Annotated in this window: 19 protein-coding genes and 1 pseudogene; 14 read left to right on the top strand and 6 right to left on the bottom strand. The window is 53.9% G+C overall.

The window, feature by feature from the left end; translation table 11 throughout:
- Positions 1-22: 22 nt before the first annotated feature.
- Positions 23-799 carry an ABC transporter ATP-binding protein gene (locus MJA45_RS14785; protein ID WP_315602683.1) on the bottom strand — a complete coding sequence of 259 codons (777 nt, stop codon included), beginning with the start codon at positions 797-799 and terminating at the stop codon, positions 23-25.
- Between the two features lie 219 nt (positions 800-1018).
- On the opposite strand from MJA45_RS14785, the gene MJA45_RS14780 reads away from it, so the two are divergent.
- Positions 1019-1282, top strand: coding sequence for a hypothetical protein (locus tag MJA45_RS14780; protein ID WP_315602682.1), 264 nt, complete (start codon positions 1019-1021; stop codon positions 1280-1282).
- On the opposite strand, the gene MJA45_RS14775 is transcribed toward MJA45_RS14780, so the two are convergent.
- A complete protein-coding gene (locus tag MJA45_RS14775; protein WP_315602681.1) occupies positions 1224-2084 on the bottom strand; it encodes an AraC family transcriptional regulator in 861 nt (286 codons plus the stop codon). The two genes, MJA45_RS14780 and MJA45_RS14775, sit on opposite strands and share 59 nt — an antisense overlap.
- 125 nt (positions 2085-2209) lie before the next feature.
- Between MJA45_RS14775 and MJA45_RS14770 the strand changes: the two genes are divergently transcribed.
- From MJA45_RS14770 to MJA45_RS14740, 7 genes are all read left to right on the top strand, one after another.
- On the top strand, positions 2210-3358 hold the full coding sequence (locus MJA45_RS14770; protein ID WP_315602680.1) for a glycoside hydrolase family 88 protein: 1149 nt from the start codon (positions 2210-2212) through the stop codon (positions 3356-3358).
- A gap of 153 nt (positions 3359-3511) precedes the next feature.
- Positions 3512-4216, top strand: coding sequence for a response regulator transcription factor (locus MJA45_RS14765; RefSeq protein WP_315602679.1), 705 nt, complete (start codon positions 3512-3514; stop codon positions 4214-4216).
- A gap of 1 nt (position 4217) precedes the next feature.
- Entirely contained in the window at positions 4218-5159 is a 942-nt protein-coding gene (locus tag MJA45_RS14760) for a sensor histidine kinase (protein WP_315602678.1), read from the top strand.
- Between the two features lie 75 nt (positions 5160-5234).
- Positions 5235-6152, top strand: a complete 918-nt coding sequence (locus tag MJA45_RS14755) for an ABC transporter ATP-binding protein (RefSeq protein ID WP_315602677.1) — start codon at positions 5235-5237, stop codon at positions 6150-6152.
- Positions 6145-6918, top strand: coding sequence for an ABC transporter permease (locus tag MJA45_RS14750; RefSeq protein WP_315602676.1), 774 nt, complete (start codon positions 6145-6147; stop codon positions 6916-6918). Before MJA45_RS14755 ends, MJA45_RS14750 begins: the two co-directional genes overlap by 8 nt.
- A gap of 12 nt (positions 6919-6930) precedes the next feature.
- Entirely contained in the window at positions 6931-8448 is a 1518-nt protein-coding gene (locus MJA45_RS14745; RefSeq protein WP_315602675.1) for an alpha/beta hydrolase family protein, read from the top strand.
- A gap of 168 nt (positions 8449-8616) precedes the next feature.
- A complete protein-coding gene (locus MJA45_RS14740) occupies positions 8617-8766 on the top strand; it encodes a hypothetical protein (protein ID WP_315602674.1) in 150 nt (49 codons plus the stop codon).
- On the opposite strand, the gene MJA45_RS14735 is transcribed toward MJA45_RS14740, so the two are convergent.
- A complete protein-coding gene (locus MJA45_RS14735; RefSeq protein ID WP_315602673.1) occupies positions 8759-9481 on the bottom strand; it encodes a stalk domain-containing protein in 723 nt (240 codons plus the stop codon). The genes MJA45_RS14740 and MJA45_RS14735 overlap by 8 nt on opposite strands.
- A gap of 217 nt (positions 9482-9698) precedes the next feature.
- On the opposite strand from MJA45_RS14735, the gene MJA45_RS14730 reads away from it, so the two are divergent.
- Entirely contained in the window at positions 9699-10961 is a 1263-nt protein-coding gene (locus tag MJA45_RS14730; RefSeq protein WP_315602672.1) for a Gfo/Idh/MocA family protein, read from the top strand.
- On the opposite strand, the gene MJA45_RS14725 is transcribed toward MJA45_RS14730, so the two are convergent.
- Positions 10941-11816, bottom strand: a complete 876-nt coding sequence (locus MJA45_RS14725; RefSeq protein WP_315602671.1) for an AraC family transcriptional regulator — start codon at positions 11814-11816, stop codon at positions 10941-10943. The two genes, MJA45_RS14730 and MJA45_RS14725, sit on opposite strands and share 21 nt — an antisense overlap.
- Positions 11817-11983: 167 nt before the next feature.
- Here MJA45_RS14725 and MJA45_RS14720 point away from each other — a divergent pair, with 167 nt between their 5' ends.
- Positions 11984-12973 (top strand): stalk domain-containing protein, encoded by a 990-nt coding sequence (locus MJA45_RS14720; protein ID WP_315602670.1) that lies wholly within the window; start codon positions 11984-11986, stop codon positions 12971-12973.
- A gap of 37 nt (positions 12974-13010) precedes the next feature.
- On the opposite strand, the gene MJA45_RS14715 is transcribed toward MJA45_RS14720, so the two are convergent.
- Positions 13011-14210 (bottom strand): MFS transporter, encoded by a 1200-nt coding sequence (locus MJA45_RS14715; RefSeq protein ID WP_315602669.1) that lies wholly within the window; start codon positions 14208-14210, stop codon positions 13011-13013.
- A 103-nt stretch (positions 14211-14313) separates the two neighbouring features.
- On the opposite strand from MJA45_RS14715, the gene MJA45_RS14710 reads away from it, so the two are divergent.
- Positions 14314-15108: an alpha/beta fold hydrolase gene (locus MJA45_RS14710; protein WP_315602668.1), complete on the top strand. Its 795-nt coding sequence runs from the start codon at positions 14314-14316 to the stop codon at positions 15106-15108.
- A 39-nt stretch (positions 15109-15147) separates the two neighbouring features.
- Here the strand turns inward: MJA45_RS14710 and MJA45_RS14705 are convergent.
- Positions 15148-15650, bottom strand: a pseudogene (locus MJA45_RS14705) (class I SAM-dependent methyltransferase).
- 350 nt (positions 15651-16000) lie between these two features.
- Between MJA45_RS14705 and MJA45_RS14700 the strand changes: the two are divergent.
- From MJA45_RS14700 to MJA45_RS14690, 3 genes are all read left to right on the top strand, one after another.
- Entirely contained in the window at positions 16001-20395 is a 4395-nt protein-coding gene (locus MJA45_RS14700) for an S-layer homology domain-containing protein (protein WP_315602667.1), read from the top strand.
- A 186-nt stretch (positions 20396-20581) separates the two neighbouring features.
- On the top strand, positions 20582-22345 hold the full coding sequence (locus MJA45_RS14695; protein WP_315602666.1) for a cache domain-containing sensor histidine kinase: 1764 nt from the start codon (positions 20582-20584) through the stop codon (positions 22343-22345).
- The gene (locus MJA45_RS14690) at positions 22342-23946 is read left to right on the top strand and encodes a response regulator (RefSeq protein ID WP_315602665.1); all 1605 of its coding nucleotides are present in this window, start codon (positions 22342-22344) and stop codon (positions 23944-23946) included. The genes MJA45_RS14695 and MJA45_RS14690 overlap by 4 nt, the downstream gene beginning before the upstream one ends.
- Positions 23947-24232 lie beyond the last annotated feature (286 nt).

Raw genomic sequence — 24232 nt, 5'->3', positions numbered from 1 at the left:
TGGATTAATAATTGGATTTAAATTAAATGCCGGAGCTGTCCACGAGCTCAAGCTCGTCAACGCGTTCAAATTCATTCAGAACGAGCCGCCTGTATTCCTGAAACGAGACGCTGGATTTCTTGCGGGGAAACGGCAGGTCGATCCCAACGATTTTACGGATCGTCCCCGGCCGGGGATCCATGATGACGACCCGGTTCGCCAGGAACACCGCTTCGTCAATGTCATGGGTCACGAGAATCATAGTCGTTTGGTTCTGCCGCCAAATATCGAGAAGCACCTCCTGCAGATGCCCTCTGGTAAAGGCGTCCAGCGCCCCGAAAGGTTCGTCGAGCAGAAGGACCTTCGGGTTGCGCAGCAGGGCGCGGGCGATGGCCACACGCTGGGACATGCCTCCCGAGAGCTCCCGGGGAAAAGCTTTCTCAAAGCCCTTGAGCCGGACGGTCTCAATGAGCTCATCAACTTTCTTTCGCACCTGAGGATCGGATAGTGACAGATCGGCGGCAATGTTTCTCTCGACATTCAACCAGGGGAAGAGCCGGTGCTCCTGAAAAATAAATCCCTTGTCGATGCTTGGCCGTTCCACCGGCCGGTTCTCCAGCAGCACTTTCCCTTGGTGAGCGGTGTCCAGCCCCGCTATAATTTTGAGAAGGGTGCTTTTGCCGCAGCCGCTCGGGCCAATCACCGTAACAAATTCCCCTTGCTTAACCTGCAGCCGGATGTCGCGAAGGGCCTGAATGGAACCCGCCGGGGTTTCGAACGTTTTGTCCAGATGATCGATGTCCAGAATAATGATGCTCATTGAGATCTCTCCTTTGCGGGGGATGTGAAAAAAAGAAAAGACTCTCCACAGCGCCTGTACCTGTCAGGCGAGAGGAAAGTCTCCGGTGTTCCGGTTGACCTTAAGTAAGATCAAGCTTATAATTCCGATATGTTTAGTTTGATATGTTATCCTAGTATAGTCATGTCCGGGCTCCGGTGTCAATGGCTTATTTTCCCCCCCCATGGAAGGTGCCTTGTGATGATTCTTCGTCTTGTTCTCCTGATCGCGTTATCGTTCCAGTTTATGCTTTTTAGCACTAGGCCTATCCTGTCGCTCTATGCGTCGGTGCTGGGCGTCCGGCTGGCGACCAACCGGCTGTCGCAATTTATCGCTCCCCTCGTCTTCGGGTTAATCGGCTCTACCGCAGGTGTCGTTTCGATCTTCCTGGCAAGCGGAGCCTTTCCTAACTCCCCGACTGTTCATCGTACAGCCGCCTCGTTTGGCGGAATTGATGGGGAGTAAGCCCTGTATGCCGTTTGAAGGTCTGGCAGAAATACGAGAAATTGGTCAATCCGACGGCTTCACCAACGGCCTTTACGGACTGGTCGGTCGAGCGGAGCAGCCAGCACGCTTGGCGGATCCGGCGGGCCATCCAGTACTCCGTGATACTGCTGCCCACCGCCTTTCGGAACAAGCTTGACACATGGTTGGGGGATAAATGAACCGCTTGGGCAAGCTTGCTTAATTCAAAGGGTTCTGTATAGTGCTCTTCAATCCATTCCATGATGCTCTCGGCCGTGGCAGAAGCCCGTTTAGCGGAAGCCAGCTCGGACGCTTCCGTCCAGAAATGGCGGATCCGCTGCAGCAAGCCGCCAAAAAATATAAGCTCATCTTCGAGCCGCCGTTCGGGAGGACTGGCCCCTATCTGCCGGGAATAAAGGAGAATCCATGACTCCCAATCGTTTTCCTCCTGAAAAGTCATGATTTGCCTAAGGGAATCTTTACAGAGTGTTCGGAAAAAGGCTTGAAGGCCGGGAAAAGGCTGCAGAACGGTATCCACCATCGACGGTTCGCAAACGAACAGAGAACGCCTGTATCGCTGATTAGGCTGCAGCTTCAATTGAATGCGATGAAGCTGATAAGGGCGGAAATAGAACAAGGTTCCGGGTTGGAGTTCGAAAATCTGCCGGTCGACCACCACATGGCCTTGTCCTTCATGAACATAAAGAAACTCCATTCCCTGGTGGGCGTGGTAAATTTCCGTAAATTCCTGGGTGCGGTCCTTGAAGAAGGACAGATAAACGGGATGCTGATTCAAGTTCATATAGTTTAGGGAATTCATGGGCGCTCCCTGCTTTAGGATATCGTAATACAGCAACATTTTATCATAAGCGAACGAAACACCGGTAGAGCCGGCATCTGCTATCCTGTAAGAAAGGGGGAATGACGATGGGTAACGGAATAAGCGCATGGCAGAAAGCGGAACGGCTGGAGGAAATCCTGCCGGAGGTAAGAGAGGCCTTAACGGCAAAAGTCGACCGGATGATCGATCAGCTGAAAGGGAAGTCGCCGCATGTGGCGAAAGCGGATGGAATCTACGACGACTTGCGTCTGGATTGGTGGACATCGGGCTTCTGGCCGGGTATTCTGTGGATCCTCTACGAGCAAACGGGGAAAGAGCATTACCGGAAGGCCGCTTGGGACTGGGACATCCGGATCGAGGGGAAGTTCGCGGAGGACAACAATTTTCATCACGATGTGGGGTTCCAGTTCCTTCCGACTGCGGTCATCAAGCATGCGTTAACCGGCTGTAAAGATGCTCTAAGGCGCGGGGTTCAAGCGGCGACCTTCCTGAGCGGCCGGTTCAACCCGGCCGGCTCGTTCATCCGGGCATGGAACCAGGAGAAGACAGGCTGGGCGATCGTGGATTCCACGATGAACCTCTCCCTGCTGTTCTGGGCTTCCCGGGTTACCCAAGATCCGCGTTTCAGCCAGATTGCCCGTCTGCATGCGGATACGGTCGTCAGCCGCTTTATCCGGCCGGACGGCTCCGTCAACCATATTGTCAGCTTCGATCCGGCGACCGGAGAATTCATCGAATCGCTTGGCGGGCAGGGGGCCGGGCCTCACTCCTCCTGGAGCCGTGGAGCGGCGTGGGCGCTGCACGGCATGGCCAACGTCTACCGGTATACGGGGGACAGGCGGTATTTGGAAGCGGCCCAGAGAGTGGCTCATTATTTCCTTGCCTGCCTGCCGGAGGATGCCGTACCCGCCTGGGATTTCCGCGCATCCGAGAACCTGGAGGAGGAACCGCGCGATTCGTCGGCGGCAAGCTGTGCGGCTTCCGGTCTGCTGGAGCTCGCAGATGCGCTTCCGGGAATCGAGGGCAGCCTCTATCGCCGTGAGGCCGAACGGATCCTGCTGTCGCTGACCCGGAATTACGGAACGTGGGAGAATCCGGCCCATGAGGCAATTCTAGTGGCGGGAACCGGCAACAAGCCGGCGGGCCAGAATATTAACGTGTCTCTGATTTATGGCGACTATTATTATGTGGAAGCCATAGCGAAGCTGAGCGGCTGGAAGTCTAGAATTTTTTAGCGGCAAGCTGACATAAGCCCATTAGTAACCTTAAAAAGCCCGCCTATCCGGCGGGTTTTTCTTTTCCGGGATTAACGTCCGTCATGTCAATTTCTGGTGGGGCCTGCTACAATACAGAGGATGATTTCATTAGACGGGAAGAGGGGATTAGGCATGAAGGCAGCCCGCATTCTGATCATAGAAGACGATCGGGAAATCAACCAATTGATCGCCAACTATTTAAGCAAAGAGGGGTTCGTTACGGAGTCCGTCTACAACGGTCGAGAAGCGCTTACGCGGATCGCCCGGCCGGATTATCAGCTGGTGATACTCGATATGATGCTCCCTATAGTGGAGGGTCGCGAGGTATTACGGAAAATTCGGGAGAACCAGACGATTCCCGTGATCATCCTGTCGGCCAAAGACCGCGAAATGGACAAAATTGACGGACTCGGGCTGGGAGCGGACGATTACATGACCAAGCCGTTCACCATTGGAGAGCTGGTGGCGAGGGTAAACGCTCAGCTTAGGCGCTATATGGCCTTCCAACCGGACCATACGTCCGCTTCTCCTCCGGTTATCAAGCATGGGGGACTGGAGCTAGACACGGGGACCTATCAAGTTCGCGTAAACGGAGAGGAGAAGCCGCTCACAGCTAAAGAGTATGCCATCTTGAAGCTGTTCCTATCCCATCCGAACCAGGTCTTCTCCAAGCCGCAAATCTTCGAATCCGTCTGGCAGGAGGACAGCCGCTCCGACGATAATACCGTGATGGTCCATATCAACCGGCTCCGGGCCAAAATCGAATCGGATCCGTCCCGCCCGGTTTATCTCCTTACGGTATGGGGGATCGGCTACCGGTTGGGAAAGGGGGACTAGCATGCTTATCCCCAGCCTCTTTTTAACAATCCTTCTCCTCTGTTCCCTTCTTCTTAGGTACCACATCCGGCTTCGCAAAGAAATAGAAGGAATTGCCCGGACGACTAAGGACATCCGCAGCGGCCAATTGAACAGAAGGTACCGGCTCTACACCAGACACAATTACTTGCAGGACCTGGGAGGTGAACTTAACCGGATGGTTGATTCCTTCCAGGCCGCTTTGGAACGGATCCGCACACTGGAGGACGAGCGCAAGCGGATGATCTCCAATCTCTCCCACGACCTCCGTACTCCGCTTACCTCCCTCCTCGGTTATATGGAAGCCCTCCGGACCGATCCCTCCTTAACCGAGGAGGAACGTGCCGCTTTTCTTCGCATAGCAGCAGATAAGGGACAAGCTCTGATGACGCTTCTGGAGCAATTCTTCGAGCTGGCCCGGCTGGAATCGGACGGTTCCGCACCGGAGCTGGAAGAAATCAACCTGACGGACCTGCTCCCGGAGGTGGTTCTTGGCTTCTATCCGGACTTCACCAGGGTGGAGATTACTCCCTCCCTAGACTTACCGGATAAACCGGTCTATGCAAGAGGGGATGCCGCTTACGTGAGGCGCATTCTGAACAATCTGCTCTCGAACGCCCTGCGTTACGGCACGGATGGCCGCGAGATTGGACTCTCGCTGCGGGAGGAGAACGGTCTGGCCTGGATGGAGGTCTGGGACCGGGGACAAGGGATCCCTCCGCAGGAGCTGTCCCGTGTGTTTGACCGGCTGTATACGGGAGAAGCTTCCCGTAACCGGAATATCCGAGGTACCGGCCTGGGACTGACCATCGTGAAGCATCTGGTGGAGCAGCAGGGCGGACGGATCGAAGTGTCAAGCCTGCCCGGGGAACGAACCGTCTTCTCGGTTGGCCTTCCCTCGTTATCCGTTTCTCGAAAAATGTAAGAGTTTTGTAAGACCTTTCTTAAAGGTTTGTTAGAACTCTCCGCCATAATAGGTTCCGAAAGGAGCGAATGGGTGATGAGCTATATAGTAAGAACCAACCGGCTGACCAAGAGGTATGGGGAGCACACGGCCGTAGATTTCGTCAATCTGTCCATACGGACAGGGGATATCTACGGGTTCCTCGGGCAGAACGGAGCGGGCAAAACGACAACGCTTCGGATGATCATGGGCCTGATCCGTCCGACATCGGGAGATATGGAATTATTCGGGGAAGGAGGGCCGGGCAGCAGCCGGGTGATGGAACGGATAGGAGCCATTATCGAATATCCGGGATTTTATTTGAATTTGAGTGCGGCCGACAATCTGGACCTTCACCGCCGGCTGATGGGGATCGGCAACAAGGAATACATCGACGACGCTTTAAGCACGGTTGGCTTGCTGGATGCGAAGCATAGCAAGGTGAAGGGCTTCTCGCTTGGGATGAAGCAGAGGCTTGGGCTGGCGAGAGCCCTGCTTCATCGGCCGGAGCTTCTTGTCCTGGACGAGCCGACCAACGGACTGGATCCGGGAGGCATTAAGGAAATGCGTCAGCTTTTCAAGGAGCTGGCCCGGCAGAGGGGAATCACCTTTCTGATTTCCAGCCATCAGCTGAGCGAGGTCGAGCAGCTGGCTACCCGGATCGGAATCCTCCATCAGGGCAAATTGGTAGAGGAAATGGATTATGCGGACCTGCAGATCAAGTCGAGACGCTATTTGGCCATAAAAGTCGACGAAGACAAGAAGGCGGCCTATGTACTGGAGCAGCAGCTTCGTGTCTCCGACTATGTGGTGACAGAATCCGGAGTTATCCATCTTTATGAACTTCTGGATCACCCGGCTTCGGTTACTCAAGCGTTGACCAGCCATGGAGTAGGAGTACACGAGATTAGGCTGTCGGGGGACAGCCTGGAGGATTATTTTATCCGATTGACTGGAGGGAACGCCCATGCTTAGCTTACTTCTTACGGAATGGAGAAAGCTTAAGCATACGAGGATGCTTTGGCTGGTTCTGATCGGGGCGCTGCCCTCCAATTTAATATCCTTAATGGAGCTTTTGCCGAAAACGGCGCCGGATGGAACACCGGTTGGCTTCGACCTGCAGAGCCTATTTTACCGGCAGGGGATGATGCTCGTCATGATGGCTCCCTCGATTTTCACCTTGATGACGGGTTATATCGTGGCGCGCGAATATCAGGAGCGAACGATCAATCAGCTGTTTTCCTACCCGGTTCCCCGGTGGCAGATCGTAGCGGCTAAGCTGCTGGTTGTTCTCCCGCTCATTTTTCTAACGGTCTTGATTTCCTGCGTGTTCGTCTTCTTGTTCGGAAGCGTGCATCTCTTCCGGCACCCGGGACAAGCCGAAGCGGTATGGCTCGGCATCCGGATGAATCTCTTCATCGGCTTGCTTTCCTTCGGAACCGTTCCGGTTGCGGCCGCTCTCAGCTTTGTAGGCAAAAGCATCATTCCCGCTGCGGTAGTGGGCGGAATGGCGACCATCGTTACGGTCATCGGGGAAATAGGTCATGGCCGGGGAGGCATTCTGTTTCCCTGGCTGACCCCCTATTGGCCGGTCCGGCATTTGGCGGAGGGCATCGCGAATAACGTAGGGCCGAATCCTTACGGACCTGCCGCTCTTGGAATCCTACTATCCGTTTTTGTGGTTTCTTCCGCTTTCTGCATCGTCTATACGACGAAGGCGGACGTCCACAGCGGATCCTAAGGGAGGGTGGACATGAGATTATTGGAATGGCTGCTTATAGCCGCTAATCTTGTTGCTTTATTCCTTCTTTTGGGAAAAGCCAGCCGCCGCACGCGCAGTTGGGCCGTCGCCCTTAACGTCTCGGTCTTGATTCTTCATGCCCTCGTGGAGGGCATCCGTTATCAGCTGGCGTTCTCGTATCTTCTGGTCCTTCTGTTTGCGGCACACCTGGCCGTCGTAAAGCGCGGCAGCCTTCAGAGGACTACCCTGTCGAAGGCCCTGAGGGGCTTTGCCTATGGCTTGGCCATACTACTGTTGGCTTTCTCCGTGCTTCTGGCTTATGCGCTGCCGGTCTTCCAGCTTCCCCGGCCATCGGGAAGTTACGCGGTCGGGGTGCAGCGCTTCCACCTGGTGGATGAGCAACGCCAGGATCCCTTTTTGGATAAGGCCCCCAAGAAGAGAGAGCTTATGGTCAAGCTGTACTATCCGGCTGGGATGGAGAAGGGAGGGACCCCTCTACGCTATTTCGACGGCAATGGCGAACTGCTTCGGGCGTTCACCGGCTTCTATCAAGGCTTACCTTCGTTTCTCTTCGATCATCTAAAGCTGGTTAAGACGAATGCCCTGCCGAATTCTCCGATCGCAGACAAGGAACCGAGTTATCCGGTTGTGCTGTATTCTCACGGCGCCGGTACGTCCATGGAGGTCGAAACCTCTCCTTGCGAAGACTTGGCGAGCCGCGGTTATATCGTGGCGGCGATCGATCATACGTATGTATCGGCTGCAACGGCCTTTCCCGATCGCATTGTTTCGCAAAAGGAGGCGACAACCGATTTCCAGGCGGTTGAACCGGCGGGAATCATCTCGGAAATCATGGCGGAGGATGCCCGATTCGTGATCGGGAAGCTGGAAGCGCTCAATGCCGGAAGCCTGGATGCCCGGTTTAAGAACAAGCTCGATCTCGATCGGCTTGGAGCCGTTGGCCACTCCGTCGGCGGAGCCGCCGTCTATGACCTGGCCTTCACCGATAAACGAGTCAAGGCCGCCATTAATGTGGACGGATTTGTTTACCGGACGCCGCCGAAAGACGCCGCATCTTTGGCTCCCCTCCTTATGATAGCTAATGACCGGTACCATGTTCAGCTGTTCGAGAAACGGCGCGCTTTAATGGAGAAATTCGAGGATCTGCCCGAACTGGACCAACAAATCAATCTTGAGCTTTATGGAAGCAGGGAGGCGTACGACGAGGAATATCGGAAGGCGAATGAGAATTTGCTTGGGCTCGCGGATGCCGTCAAGCAGAACGGGGCCTTGTATACCATTCAGGGCAGCGATCATATGAAGTTTACGGATATCGGCCTTTACTTCGGACTTCAGCCGCTCCGGGAGAGGATCGGAATAGGAGGAGAAATTGAGCCTGTGCGGTGCCTGAGGATTACCGAAGATTTGACCGCGGCTTTTATGGACCGGCACCTAAAAGGGAAATCAGAGGCGTCTCTAGAGAAGTTGTCCGAGACTTATCCTGAGCTCAAAAAAGTAACTTTGCCGTAAAGCACCGCCTGAAGTTCGCGTAGGATCGGCAAGGGACGGGCAGGAGGAGGCTGCGATCCTCGCGGCTTCCTTTAGTTTGCGGCAAGGATTTGCTCAAAAGGTGCGGTTCAGCCGCGCCAGCAGGCTACCGAACTTGCGGCGGGAACTCCGCTCCTCAGAGAGCAGGGCATGACGCTGGGCGTGCAGGATGTATTCCTGACGGCCGCGGTGATCTGCCTGCTGGCCACTCCGTTTACCTACATCCTGAAGGAGAAGAAGAGCGCTCCCGAAAGAGAAGAAGGCGGGGATCCGAGAGGGGAGCGGCCCCGTTCTATTTGACCTCGATGTCCATCTCCCGGTAGAGCCGGATTTCTTCCTGATTTTGCGGACGGATGACCGCCTGCACCCCTACCGTGTAGATACCAGGCTCCAAAATGTCCGTATTCGGAGACTGGAGGAAGGCCTCGAAGTCACGGCTCCCGCTGCGCTGAAAGTTAAAATAGCGGATGATGGACGGCGTTAAGCTCTGTAGGTATTGAGCGTCTTTCTCCAGAACGGAGCCTCCTGCGTCAAAGGACGCCTCGGTCCGGACGGTTCCGGAACGGTCCTTGATGGAGTATTGAAGGATCGGGGTGGAATGCGCAAGCGAAACGGCCGTCTGTCCTACATTCTCTAGCGTACTCCAGATGGTTAACGGCTCTCCTGCAGAATATGCCTTTTTGGCGGAGTAGAGAGCAAGCTGGAAGGCTCCATCGGTCTGAGTTGAGCTTAGCTCGGAGGAGACGGGCCGCGGGTCCGGGTACCGGATCGAAACCGTTTGGGATTCATGATGATAGCCCACCAGCCCGCCCATGTTCTCTGCTATAAAACGAACAGGAACATAGGCATGTCCGTTATAATTCAGAATGGCGCTGTCCGCGTCGGGCTCTTTGCTTTGTCCGTTGAAGGTAAAGTGGATAGGGAACAGGCTGGTCACCAAGGTTGGGGAAGCCAACGCCGTAGTGGCCAAGGAGACGATGACGCCGCATGCAAATCCTGTGATTAGCTTCTTCATTAAATTCAACTCCTTCTATTTATGTAAGGGAATGGAAAGTTCCTTCTAACGTTATACCTCCTCCCAATGAAAAAGTTTCTAGCTCTATGAGAGCCAATGTTCGCCCTACAAAATGACAAGAGGGCAGACATAATGATATTTCACCCTTTCCCGAGCTGCCTTACTATAAAGGGGAATGCAGGCATGCCGCCAATGAGAGAAAGGGAGAGAAGAGATCATGAGTCCGTTGACCGCCATCTTGATCGGAGCCGGAGCTAGAGGGGCCGGATGCTACGCCCCTTATGCCTTGAAGTACCCGCATGAGCTGAAGTTTATCGCCGTTGCCGAACCTAACCGGGAACGCCGGGAAGCGTTTGCCGAAGCCCACGGCATTCCCGCCAAGAACCGGTATGAGTCGTGGGAGGAGCTTTTGGCTAACCCGCAGCTGGCGGATATCGCCCTGATTACCACGCAGGATCGTCAGCATTATGAGCCTACCCTGCGGGCGCTGAAGCAGAAATACCACGTGCTGCTCGAGAAGCCGATGTCTCCCGATCCGGCCGAATGCCTGGAGATGGAAAGAGCGGCGAAGGAGAACTACCGGCTGCTTACCATTTGTCACGTGCTGCGGTATACTCCCTTCTGGAGCAAGCTGAAAGCCATCATAGCCGAAGGAAAGATCGGTGAAGTCATATCGGTTCAGCTAAACGAGAACGTGGGCTACTGGCACATGGCCCACAGCTTTGTCCGCGGAAACTGGAGCCATTCGGCGGTATCGAGCCCGATGATCCTGGCTAAATCCTGCCACGACATGGATGTGCTGTCCTGGCTGGTGGACCAGCCCTGCGAGCGCGTCAGCTCCTTCGGTTCCCTTAAGCATTTCCGACCGGATCAGGCGCCGGAAGGGGCCGCCGACCGCTGCTTGGACTGCCGGGTGCAGGGGGAATGCCCCTATGCCGCCCCGCGCTTCTATCTAAGTGACACCTACCGGCATTGGGCGCGCCATTTTGCCCCCGAGCTAACCGAAGCGCAAATCATTCAAGGCCTCCGCGATACGGATTACGGACGATGCGTATACAAGAGCGACAATGACGTCGTGGATCATCAGGTGGTAAATATGGAGTTTGCGAATGGAGCGACGGCCATGTTCAGCATGTGTGCGTTTACGATGAATTCGGAGCGCCGCATCCAAATTATGGGGACCCGCGGGGAGCTTCGAGGGGAAGAGAACAAGATCATCTGGTGGGATTTCCTCAGTGGGGAGAAGATGGAGATCACGATCCCGGTTCCCTCCAGCGGCCATGGCGGCGGAGATGAGGGAGTGGTGGACAGCTTCGTCAAGGAAGTCCGGGGTTACGACGGTCAAGAGTCTTTAACGTCGGCCTCGGCTTCCGTCCGCAGCCACATGATGGCGTTCGCCGCGGAGCATTCCAGGGTTAACGGCGGCAAGGTCGTGGATCTTGCAGCATTTGCCGGCGAATTAAACGTACCCGTCCGTTAGCCTGTCGGCGCGGAACTCCGTGGGGGGAAGCCCGTAGTAGTTGCGGAACGCGCGGGTGAAGGAATAGAGGTCGGGATACCCGAGCGAAAGGGCGATGTCCGTTACGGTCCAATCGGTCTCCTCGAGCAGATGGGAAGCGTGCTGCATTCTGAGCCCCTGCAAATACTGCAGAGGAGACTGCCCCATCTTCTCCGAGAAAACCGCTGAAAAATGGGTGCGGTGCAGACCCGCGAAGGACGCGGCATCCTGAACGGTTAAGCCTTTGGCATAATGAGAGTTCATGTAGGAAAGGCATGGGTTCAGCCAGGCAGGCTGGTCCTGCTTTTCCATGTCTTTTTGACCTGCAGCCGCCAGCTGGGAGAAGAGCCCGTATAAGTGGCCGATGAGCTGCAGGGAGCTGCCGCCTATGCCGAGCTGGCGGTATTCATGAAGCAGCTCGCGGAATTTAGCGGGAAGCCCGCTCACGGGAACCTCCGGCCAGAAAGGCCGGGATTCTTCAAGACCCGCCTGCTTTAACAGAGGTCCAGCAGCAGGTCCGTTGAAACCGATCCACGTCATACGAAGCTTGCGTTCGCCCGGAACGGCGGAATATTGAAAGGTCGTTCCAGGGAATAAGACGAACAGGCTTCCTTTGCCGAGGGTGGCTTCGATCGTCCCGCTGCGGAATGCCGCCTTACCGTCCAGAATCAGATGCACATTGTAATACCGGATCTGGCGCGGTCCGGACAGATAATGCGGCTTGGCCATGTTGCGTCCGGCTTGCACAGGCCATAGGCCTAGGGATTGCTGTTCTTCATCCGGAGTATGAAACAGAAATTCGGCGTATTCGCTTGGGTATTCGTTTAATCTGCCCATGGTTTCCTCCTGTTGCCTTCAGTTTACGGCTTGTCCGACAAAATGACAATCGGCAAAGGGAGAGTTCTGGTCATGTTTTACGGGGAAAGTTACCGTAAAGTGTAACCTATTCGGGGAATTCCCCGTCTATAAGGGGGAAAGACCAACTTTATCCAGGGGGGATGACAATGAAGAAATATGTAATAGCAGGATCCGTCCTGCTCTCCAGTGTGATGGGGGCTACGGCTCTGGCGGATGGAGCATTGAAGGTTGTCGTCAACGGCAGCCTGCTTGGGGTGGAAGGACAAGCAGAGCTTAGAGAGGGAGTCACGATGGCCGCTGCCCGTCCGTTGGCGGAAGCGCTTGGGGCGAAGGTTACGTGGGACAACGAGACCCGAACCGTACATATCGACCGTCCGGACGATAAACTGCTTCAGCAGCAGATCTCCTTGCTGGAGGCGGCTGTAGCGGCCGAATCGCCGGAAGAAGCCGCCAAGCAGTGGGCCGAAGCGGTTAAGAAGCGCAACGGGGCCCTCCAATATGCCCTTATGACGGATGACCTGCGGGCCCAAGAGAAGGAGAAGATGGAAGCCTCCTTCTGGGTCACCGGCACCTCCTCGCCATGGGTGGACCGATATACCGTGAGCAAGGGGACAGATAATGCCGATGGAACGGTCAGCTATACGATTACGTTCGTCTATGCCGATTCTACCAAGAAGGAAAGCGAGCAGAAGGCGACCATCCGGGTTAAGCAGCAGGAAGAGCATTGGTATGTAGCCCAGATTCCGGAGAATCCGGCAGGGGAGGGGGATTCGACCGAGGAATTCCCCTTCGATCATGTGACCTATGAGAACCAATATTGGGCGTATAGCTTGACCTTGCCCAAGTCCTGGTTCGGCAAGTTCCTTGCTGTTGAAGAAGAGACCAAGACCGAGCTGGTCTACAATTCCAAGACAGGGCTGAAGGCCACGATCCTCGTCATCTATTCCGTTCCCGCCAAGGAATGGAAGCAGGATGAAAACGGCCTATTTCATAAGCTGGGGGAACATAACGGGAGGGGATATTACTATCTGGATCCTCTGGATTATGACAATCCGTACCAAGGGGCGGAAGCCGAGGAATTCACGCGGATGTTTGGAGAGGCCCGGAAGGCGGTTTCCACCTTCCGGCTGGAGTAGCCGCTCCAGTCCTCTTCAATAGAATAGGCTAAGCCCACTAGACGGGAACGGTTTCTCCTTTTTCTTTCTCGAAGGAGTCCGTTCCCATTTTTGAGAAATAGGGGATGGTTGCCGCGCAGAATAGAGCGAGGAATAGTAGCAGGAAGAAGCCGGCCCCCTGGAAATCCTTCACCTGAAGTCCCAGCACCAGAAGAAGAAGGACTATCCGGGAGACATTCAGGAAGCATTCCCGCCAAATAAAGATCCGGGCTTGCTCCACCGGGGTAGACACGCTGATGATGGCAAACTGCCGGGTATTCCATATCGTGGAGAAGTAAAACATGCCCATCGTCGTGAGAAGGTTGGACACAATAAGCAGCGGCGCGTAAGGGATCATCGTGACCAGAAAACCGGCGGACACACAAACCATCCCCCCGGTAAGCCAGACGTTATCCCGAAGGGCGAATTTACGGTAGAGCATCATCGCGGTTATCGCCGACCCCGTGTACAGTACGTTCAAGAGCGCGATGATCAGCTTATCCTTCGAAACCGAGAAGGTAAACAGCAGGGCGAACAGGCCTTGAAACTGCAGGAAGATCCCGGCCGCCAGGCAGGAGGGAACCATCCACCTCAAGGAAGCGGTGGTGAAGACCCGGGAGAACGAGACGTGCTGGAACAACGGCATTTTCTCACCCGACAGGGAGATCGGGGGAATGAGAAACGAGACCACCAGCAGGATCGTGACGAAAACGAACATAAGCACGAAAGAGCCCGTGTACCCGATCCATTTAATCACCAGGGCAAAGACAATGGGATTCAGGACGGAAATCGTTTGACCGATAATGGTGGAGGCAGAGAAATAGCCGGCAAAATCCTTCCCCTTGCCGAACAGGCTGAGGGTAATGTTCTGCGCGGCCGCGTAGATTCCCCACATCGTTCCGACCGGTATAGCAATGATCGTGATCCAGAGCAACCGGTTATCCAGATGAAGAAAGGTAAGCAGGAGGAAGGTAGCCGCTCCGCTCAAGGCCACCGCCCGAACGAGCAGCCGGTTGGAGAACCGGGTCATGAGCCGGGCCCCGGCGATAAAGGTGACGGTCCAGGCCGCAAAGAGGATGAAGTTGAACCAGGTCACGTCCCGGATGCTCTTGCCCGACTCCCAAATATACAGATTTACGAAAATGCCGACATAGTTGAAAATAATATTGGACGAGGCATTCATCACCAGCAGCCGTTTGATTTCCTTCGAGACGCTCAAGATCAACTCTCCCATGGGGTTTTGACCCCAGCATACTCCTTTTGCACCAAAATGCAATGGCTTTTTTCGCACATTTTATTCCTGTATAAGGAGACTGAAAGCTATGGCCATGAAAACGATTAATGGAATCCAGCTCTATGTGGAAGGGAAAGGGGAAGGGGAGCCGATCCTGCTTATTCACGGGAACGGCGGAAATGCCAGCCAGATGAGCCATGCCATCGAATGGCTGTCTCGCGCCTACCAGACCATTGCCTATGACTGCAGGGGGCACGGGAGATCGGAGAAGCCCGCCAGCTATACATTGGAGGATCATATTCAAGACGGCCTCGGGCTGCTGAACGAGCTGGGCATCGAGAGGGCTCACGTGATTGGGGTTTCAGGCGGGGGGTATATCGCCCAAGGGTTGGCCCTTGCGGAGCCAAGCCGGATAGGCAAGCTGATTCTGGTCGTGACGAAAGCCCACGGTTTGAAATCGTCTCTTCAGGAATTTAGCGAAAGGCATGCGGACGAGCTAAAGTCCCTTACCGAGCCGGATAGAGGAGCTTTCTTTATGGAGCGGGTGTTTGCCTCCGGTTTCGCACAGAAAGTGAGCCCGGAGCTGCAAAAACAACTGCTGAGTCCGGAACCGGTCATGACTATGGAAGAAACGGCTGCGGCGAACCAAGCTTTTCAAGGGTTCGATTTTCGTTCCTTATTGCCCTCCATCCAGACGCCGACCTTAATCATAAGCGGCAAATACGACGGGCTTAATCCGCCGGCTTACGGACAAGAAATCTCCAGTCTCATTCCCGATTCCATCTTTGTGGAGATGGAGAACTCTGGTCATGCGCCAAGCGCCGAGGAACCCGAACGATTCAAAGAACTGGTGTTGGGCTTCTTAAAAGAAAGGCTAGGTTAGATCTTAATGTAGCGTCACATGGTTCTTACCGGGTGAGGCTCAAGGCTTTTCGGCTGATACAATTAAAAACATGGGCCTTCGCAGCTCATCCATCCGGAATGTTTTGCAGCATTTCCTCAGAAGGAATGGGTTTTTTCACCGCTCTAATACGGAAACCCGCGTCAATTAAGTTATTTATATAAGTGGATAAGGTTCGGTGATATTTTATCACGTTATCCGTTAGAAATGATGTTTCCCGAACCCCCTCATTCTGATAGGTATCGACCGCCCAATGCAGACGATTTTTTTGGTCATCGTAATACCAATCTTGCTCGGTTCCCGGATATGTCTACTCCGACCACTGAACTTGCTTGCTGCTCACGAGCATATCGGCAATGCCAGCCAAAACCGCAACCCAAATCCAGGACACTCTTATTTCGCAAATCTGGTAATAAGTTTTGCCATACATGCCATTCCCCTGCGCCTTCCAGACCTTTTACGGAACGCGGCATTTTTTCATACGCCGAATAAAAATTCACGTCATCATACTTGTTTTGCTTCATCATTCAGACACCCCTTCCATGGTTCGTATTCCATAATTATTATGAGACCTGCTAAATCCACTTACCAGGTGAAACACTTGTATAATCAAATTCAACCGGCAAAAGCCGGCCAGCTACTATCGAAAAGCATGGGAATTGTCCAGGAACACGAATAGAGCCTTTCCGACTTCCTATTGGGAAGGGGAAAGGCTTATCGGTTTGCAGATTTTTGTTCCGAAAATGTCACGAATCGAACAGATCAAGTCATGGTAGTGACCTTACCAAGCCCACTAGGGAGTTTTATAATCAACTCGACTAGAATTACCATCTTAAACCCGGTTCAAATTCAAAGGAGAAAGGATGATGGGACTTTGAGAAAATGGAACGCCTGGCTGCTCATAATGGTCCTGGTTAGCGGCGTTATTTGTGGAAGCGATTACAAGGTCGTGGCGGAAACGTCCTCCGTTAATATCGCAGGTCTTGCCCAGCTTCAAGTCGATTCGGTAACCGGAAGCAACACCGCAACCATGGCGGTAGACGGGAACAAAACCACCCGCTGGGTGTCCGGCAGTGGAACGTACGAGCACGAATTTATCATGACGTGGGATAAGGCCAAGTCCATCAATCAGGTTAAGGTATGGAGTGGAAATACGGGAAACGGTGCCTCTAACTGGCATATTCGCGATTATACGCTGGATTACTGGGATGGAAGCGCATGGGTCACAATCGCCGCTGTAGTCGACAACGACAAAGATAACAATCAAGGGCAATTCAATGATCTGGTCTTTGCTCCTGTGACCGTATCCAAGCTCAGGCTTCATATCACGAAGCCCAGCTGGGGAGGGTATTACTCCACCGACGACAAAATCGCAAGATTGGCTGAGATAGAGGTTTATTCCATTCCTTTGGCTGACCAGACAGCCCCGCAGGAAGTAACCAATCCTGTCGTAACCCCCGCGGACGGACAGTTAATGGTTACGTGGAATGACCCGCCGGACGAAGATTTGGAGAGCATCCGGATCACACAAACCGGAGCGGTCACGGAGTCGGTATATGTTCCGGCAACCGTTCAAACGCGCCTTTTCTCCGGACTGACGAATGGAACAGCCTATGAGTTCCGCATACAGGCCATGGATCACTCCGGCAATGTCTCGAACGGAATTGTTGTATCCGGTACTCCCGATGCCTCTGTCGATCCTCCGTCTGCCGGAATGGATCATTTCATTACACGGAACGGAGACAAGTTAATGAACGGCAGCAAAGAGTTCCGGTTTGTTTCCGTCAATGCCTCCAACCTTACTTATATGCCTGCGCCTGCTTGGCACCGGGCCGATCCTTGGGAACAGGAGGATATCTTTAAGTCGTTAAGGCAGATGGGGGGGACGGCTACCCGCATCTATACCTTTACCGTCAAAGGAGGGACGGCGAACGGGGATCAGAAGAGTCATATCAATGGGCTGCGGGACTATGACGAAGAGTTCTTCCGCGATCTGGACAAGGTTCTTCAGTTAGCCAATCAATACGGGGTCCGGGTAATCATTCCTTTCCTGGATACGTGGGACCATGTAGGAGGGATTAAGCAGTTTGCGGCTCTACGCGGCAAAACACAGGATGTCTTCTACACCGATCCGGAGCTGAAGGATGATTATAAGCATCTGGTCCAATATGTCGTGAACCGAACGAATACATACACGGGAGCTAAGTACAAGGATGATAAGGCTATCCTCGCTTGGGAAACAGGAAACGAACTGTATTCGCCCGACGAATGGACCCAGGAAATGGCCGCCTATCTGAAAAGCCTGGATCCTAATCATTTGGTTATGGATGGGCACTATGGCATCACCGATGCCTCGTTGGAAGACCCGAACGTCGATATCGTATCCAATCACTATTATGAGAGCGGAGGAGCCCATTACGCTCTTCGTGCCGAGGCGGACAGAGCCAAGAGCATAGGCAAAAAGGCGTTCATCGTAGGGGAGTTCGGCCAGTCCAATACGGAAAATTTAAAGAATCTGACGGATAAGGTTATCTCCTCCGGGATTCCAGGTGCTCTTCTATGGACCTTGAAATCTCATAACAAAGAGGGGGGCTTCTATAACAAGGCAGGCGATTACCGCTGGCCCGGCTTTTCTTCAGGAGACAGCTTTGATGAAAGAATCCTGATGCAATGGATACAGGAAAAGGCTTACGAGATCCGGGGATGGCCTGTTCCCGCCCAGGAGAGACCGGATGCACCGGTTCTGCTTCCGATTGAATCGGTTCTCGGGATTTCGTGGAGAGGGTCGGCTGGAGCGGATTCCTATCGGATCGAGCGCGCGGAGAACGAGTCCGGTCCCTGGACAACGGTCGGCACGCAAGTATTGGACAGCGATGTTCCTTATCAACCGTTTCGGGACGACACCGCGGTAAGCGGCATCCCTTACTTCTACAGAGTCCTGGCAGAGAATGCGGCAGGTGTTTCCGAGCCCTCTAATCCGGAAGGGGCCGTCGGGGCAAGCGCTCCTCCCGTCCCCGCTTCACCGGCTATCCTCCCCTTCCAATCGGTTTCCTCCATTTCCTGGGAGCCGGTCAAATGGGCGGAGGCTTACGATGTTGAAAGAGCTTCCTCTCCATCCGGACCGTGGGAGGTTGTAGGTTCGCATCTTAGCGAAAACCAACGGCCATTCCGGGATACAACGGCCGCCAGCGGAGTTCCCTACTATTACCGGGTGAAAGCCGTTAATCAAGGTGGGACTTCGTCGCCTTCTCCGGCCTTCGGGCCCATTGTCGTCACCAATATCGCACAATTGGCGGAGATTACGGTGGACTCGACAACGGGCAGTAATCCGAAGGAGAATGCCGTGGATGGCAATCTGGCCACCCGATGGCTGTCCCAGGGAACGGAAGCCCGGCACGAATTTCTGCTTAGGTGGCCGACTCCCCAGACGATTAACCGCGTCAAGGTATGGAGCGGAGCTTTAACAGGGGAGAAATGGAACCTGCGTGATTATACGGTGGAGTATGCCGATGGAGAGGAGTGGAAAACAGCCGGCTCGGTTAGGGATAACGAGAAGGACGGATTCTTCAGGGAATTCAACGATATCGTGTTCGAGTCGGTCCGAACCACCGCCTTACGGCTTACCATCCTGAAGCCGTCCTGGGGAGGCAAGCCGGTTAACCCTCAAGATAACATAGCGCGCTTAATGGAGATCCAGGTGGAGAATGACTTGCTGGAGCCGGTGGCCAGTCTTCCTTCGGGAACCTATCCGGGCACCCAGACGGTTACACTCGAGACGTATTCCAAAGATGCCGGTATTCACTATACGTTGGACGGGTCGGTACCGACCGCCGAAAGCCTGCGTTATACCGGTCCCCTTTCCATCTCGAGAACGGCAGTTCTCCAAGCCGTCGCCATTCGGGACGGAGGGGGAAGCAGCCCCGTAGCGGAATATCATTACAACATCCAGCAACAGGAGGAAGAGGAGGAACCATCTCCATCACCAGCACCAACGCCGACGCCAACTCCGTTGCCATCGCCATCACCGGAAACGCCTTCTGAGCCATCTGTTCCATCTGCTCCAACGGCTCCATCCGATGGAGAGACGACTTGGCCCCCAGCACCTGCACCTTCTTTACCATCTGAGCCGTCAAACTCAATGGGACTTGACGTAATGGTGACTCCGGATTCCCTCGGAACGGCGAATGGGGAGGTTTCCAGAGAGTCCCTGGATGCAGCCATCCGGGAAACGCAAGGACATGAGATAGAAATTCAGGTACAGACCACCGGGGAAGCCAAGAAGATTTCCGTTACCTTCGCGGCTGCTCCGCTCCGAGCGGCGTCCGCCAGGGGCATCGAACGAATAACCATTCGAACCCCGCTCGCTGACATCTCGCTTCCTTATACCTTATTGGATGGTCTAACAATATCTCAAAAGTCAGCGTTTCGGTTCGAGGTCGGGAAGGGCATTCCTTCTTCACCGGAGGCTAAAGCAGAGCGGGAGATTCATCTGAGCCTAGACGGGCAAGTCGTTGAAGGAGCAGATAATGGGGCGAAAATGAAGGTCTCCATACCCTATAAGCCCAAACCGGGTGAGCCTGCCCATCGTCTGGTCATCTACAAAGAAAAGGTGGACGGGGAGGCGGAATTGATCAAGAACAGCCGCTACCAGTCGGATAACGGAAGTATAAGCTTCACCACCAAGGAATTTGGCAGATATGTCGTCAAATTGCCTGAGGTTTCCTTCGATGATCTGGGAAGCGCCGCCTGGGCCTCAGCCGAGATCGAAGGCTTAGCGGCCCGTGAGATCGTAAACGGAACCACCGATCGAACCTTCGATCCATTCCTCCAGGTGACCAGGGCACAATTTGTACAAATGCTGATGAACGCTTTCGAACCTGGCGGCAGCGCATCTCCTGGAGCGTTTACCGATGTACAGACGAGTGACTGGTATGCCGGAGCTGTGGCTGCTGCTCAGCAGATCGGTATTGTCAGCGGCCGGGAGGATGGAACCTTCGGCCCTGAGGAAAGCATTACCCGTCAGGATATGGCGGCGATCGCCTTCCGGCTGGCCCAAATCCTCCATACCGATTGGAATAAGCCCAATCAGCCTATGCGATTCACCGATCAAGCCGGCATTTCTCCTTATGCAAGAGAGGCGGTTATTGTCTTACAGGAGAACGGGATTTTGAACGGTCTGGAAGAGGGCCGGTTTGGTCCAAGCTATTCCGCCACCCGTGCGCAGGCGGCGGTTATGATTTACCGGCTTCACCGGCTAATCGAAGGATAGTCTAATTAAGGGGCATCCTGCCAAGAGGATAGCCCTTTCTTTATTGGGCTTGCCAGGGCCAAAGAATAGCCTAAAATAGAAGCATATGGATGACCCCTTCAAGACGTACGGATAGGAGAGCCTATGGTTTTACTTTTTAGAAAACGTTTCCGGGAATCGGTGCAATTCCGGCTTACCTTCTGTTTCGTGTTTATTCTTATCCCGATCTTTGCCGTTTCAATCTTCTCGAATTACCGCTCGAGCAGAATCCTGCAGGAGCAGATCGGGGAGAGGACCAGCAGCGCCATGCTGTCCGTAATCAATTACATTGATCTTTCGATGCAGAATGCATTTGAACTGACGACGGTTCTGGCGAACGACAACGACCTTAACCGCATATTTGTGTCCGCCGGAAAGGAGCTGACGCCGGAATCCCTGCTTGATTTTCAGAAGGCCACCAACCAACTGGTGTCTGTCACCACCTCAGTTAACCGTATGATCTCGCAGGCTTCCCTGTTTCATTCTTCGTCCGGTATACTGCTGTCGACATCCGGTTACCAGCATATTTCAGAGAAGGATTCCGGCGAATGGGCCCGGATCGCGATGGAGGCCAATGGAAAGACGGCCCTCTACTTTCCCGCTGTTAACAAGTTCAACTCCAACCACCAGCCGGATCCTATCTACAACAAGGAGAATCTTGTCGTCATGAGGCTCATGAACGTGCTGAGGCAGCCCAACGACAATATCGTGCTGCTCCCCATCAAAAAACAATACTTTGCCGACTTGATACGGGACCTGCTTCCCCGCTCGGGGGCCCAGATCTATTTGCTGACGGACAAGGGACAACTGGTCGTGAATTCGATGGGAGACAACAGCCTGCCTCCCTTATCTCCGGAGAAAACAATAGAAATCCGGGAGCTTCCCGGCGGAAGTGACCAAATGCTGATAGTGAAGGCGGTATCCGCTGCTTCAGGCTGGTCTCTCGTGATGATCCAGCCCGCCAAGGCCATTTTTCATGACACGACGCAGCTGAAGTGGTGGACGTTCGGTGTTATCGGGGCCAGCCTGATCGTGGCGCTCTGGATGTCCTTGACGATCTTTAATGGAATAGCCCGCCCGATTAAAAAGATGGTCCATGCCATGAAACAGGTCCGCAACGGCCAGCTGGAGACCGTTGTTGCCCATGACCGTCAGGATGAATTCGGCTATATGATGGATTCCTTCAACCTCATGACACAAGGCCAGCGGCATTTGATCCAAGACGTATATGAGAAGCAGCTGCGCCTGGCCAAGACGGAATTTAAATTGCTTCAATCTCAAATCAATCCCCATTTTCTGTATAACACGCTCGATACGATCTATTCGGAGGCGGTCCTTAACGGGGCGGACGAGTTGGGAGAGATGGTCCTAAACCTTTCGCGATTTTTCCGTTACAGCTTAGGCAAAGGGCGGGAGACGTATACGGTAGTGGAAACCTTCGAGCATCTGGCTTATTATTTGGCCGTTCAGAGAATTCGCTGCCAAGGGCAGCTAATCGTTCATTCGCGAATTGCTCCGGAGGCGAAAGACCTTCACGTGCTTAAGCTTGCGGTCCAGCCGTTGGTGGAGAATGCTATCCTGCATGGCTTGGAAAAGAAAACCGGTACACGAGAGCTCTGGTTGTCGGCTCAGGCCGTTAACGGCGTTCTTCAAATTGACATCCGGGACAATGGAATTGGCATATCGGATGAACGGCTCGCCGCGATTAAGGAAAGCCTGGCCAAAATAAGAGCCTTTGATTTTGATCTTATTGTAAGCGAAAGCCGAAGCTCGGCCGATTTGTTTGGACTGCGGAATGTGAAAGCCAGAATCAAGCTGCATTACGGTGAGGAAGCGAATATGGAAGTGGACAGTGAGGAAGGAACAGGGACCCGCATTCGTTTAAGCTTACCGATAGCTATGCTTTCAGCGGAGGGGAATACAACCAAGTGAATGTGTTAGTAGTGGAGGATGAACCGGGCATTAGAACCCGGGTGGCGACAATGATTCCATGGGAGATGCATGGCATTGATATTGTCGGGGTGGCGGAGAACGGAGAGGAAGCGCTTCGCCTCATGGAAAGGACCAAGCCGGATATCGTCTTGACGGACGTGAGTATGCCCGGAATGGACGGAATTACCCTAGCGGGGAGAATTGCCCGGCATAATCCGACGATCCGGGTTATTATTTTGAGTGGTTATGACGATTTTGACTATGCCCGATCCGCCATGGAATACGGAGTTCAGAAATACTTGCTTAAGCCCGCCAGCAATGAGGAGATCCGTGACGCGGTAGTGGAAACGGCGGAGAAGGTAAGGGCGGAGAGGGAGCAGCGCCACAATCATGAGGCTCTTGCTCTTCAATGGAAGAATCATCTTCCTCGTCTGAGAGAACATTTCTTTTTGAACTGGATAAGGGGAGCTTATGCGCAGTGGGAGCTTGATCTAAAGAGCAGGGACCTGCAAATCGCACTGGACAACACGTCATGCTATACGGTTGTTCTGTTCGATATGGATCCTCTGCCGGAAGAAGAACACCGCTTCCAGGAAAAGGACAGCGGCCTGCTGCAATTTTCTCTGAAAAGCATCGCGGGAGAAATCATTTATGATCATAACGGCGGAGTTTTCCAAGATGAGCAGGGCCGGTGCGTCGTTTTGTTTCAGAGCACCGAAGAGGGGGAGGGAGAGTTCAAGCTGAGAATCGGCTACTCGGTTGCCAAAGTCCTCACCACGGTGAAGGAAATCCTTAAGCTGACCGCGAGCGCCGGAATCAGCGGAACGGGGATAGGAGGAGACGCTGTTCCACTTCTCTATGGCCAAGCGAAGGATTCGCTTCAGAAAAGGGTCATGTATGGACGCGATATTGCCATTCCCTACTCGGAAGAGCAGGATGTCCCCGATAAGGTGACCCTTCCTTCATCAGCTGAACGCGAGCTGGAAATTGGCATTGAGACGGGCAACCTGGCTAAGGCCGAGGCGGCGATCCTGCAGCTAGCGGAGCTAAGCCTGGACCAAGCCGGTACGGTAGAAGAGGCCCAAGTCTGCGTCCTTCATCTGTTCCATCTCTTTTTTCAGATAGCCAAATCGAACAATTGGGCGATTCAAGAAGCGGCCGGCGAGGATTTTATTTACTTCGGCAGTCTGCAAAGCCTACAAACGCGCGAGCAAGTCATCGGGTGTCTGGTGCGTATCGCCCGGTCGCTCGCCAAATTCGCTTTGGAGAAATCACAGGCTAAGGGGGGCGGAGCCAAGCTCATTCAGAGCATTCTGGATACGGTGGAGAAGGAGATCGATCAGGATATCAGCCTGCATGCGATAGCCGGGCGATTCTTTATCAACTCTTCCTACCTCAGCCGGCTTTTCAAGCATGAAGTGGGGGAAACCTTCTCGGATTATGTGGTCAAGCGCAAGATGATTCGGGCCAAGCAGCATCTTCAGGACGGATCCAAAGTTCAGGATGCGGCCCAAAAGGTCGGCTATACGAATGTCGGCTATTTCTCCAAACTGTTTCAAAGGTATTGGGGGGTTCTTCCCAGCGAAATTAAACAAGGATAGCCGGCAAGGCGCAGAAGAGGAAGGAATATCCGACAAGCCCGGTCCGAAGGACGCGGGCTTGTCCTTTGTCCATCAGGTCATGAGTCGAACAGGAGATGTCATCGCCGTTATATAGGAATAAGAGCAAGGGCAAGGTAGGATGAAGATAGACCAAATCCTATCGATTGGAGGTGCTTAGAGTGAGCATTACCGCTGCCGAACTGAAAAGACCGGATCCGAAAACAGACCAAAGGGTCAAGAGCAACAGCCGCCTGCGATTAATCAAAGGGAACCTCGGCCTGTACTC

The organism is Paenibacillus aurantius (genome assembly GCF_032268605.1).
In the GTDB taxonomy this organism is placed as follows: domain Bacteria; phylum Bacillota; class Bacilli; order Paenibacillales; family NBRC-103111; genus Paenibacillus_AO; species Paenibacillus_AO aurantius.
Note: the sequence above shows the minus strand (reverse complement) of the source record. Positions and strands in the feature narration are given on the sequence as shown.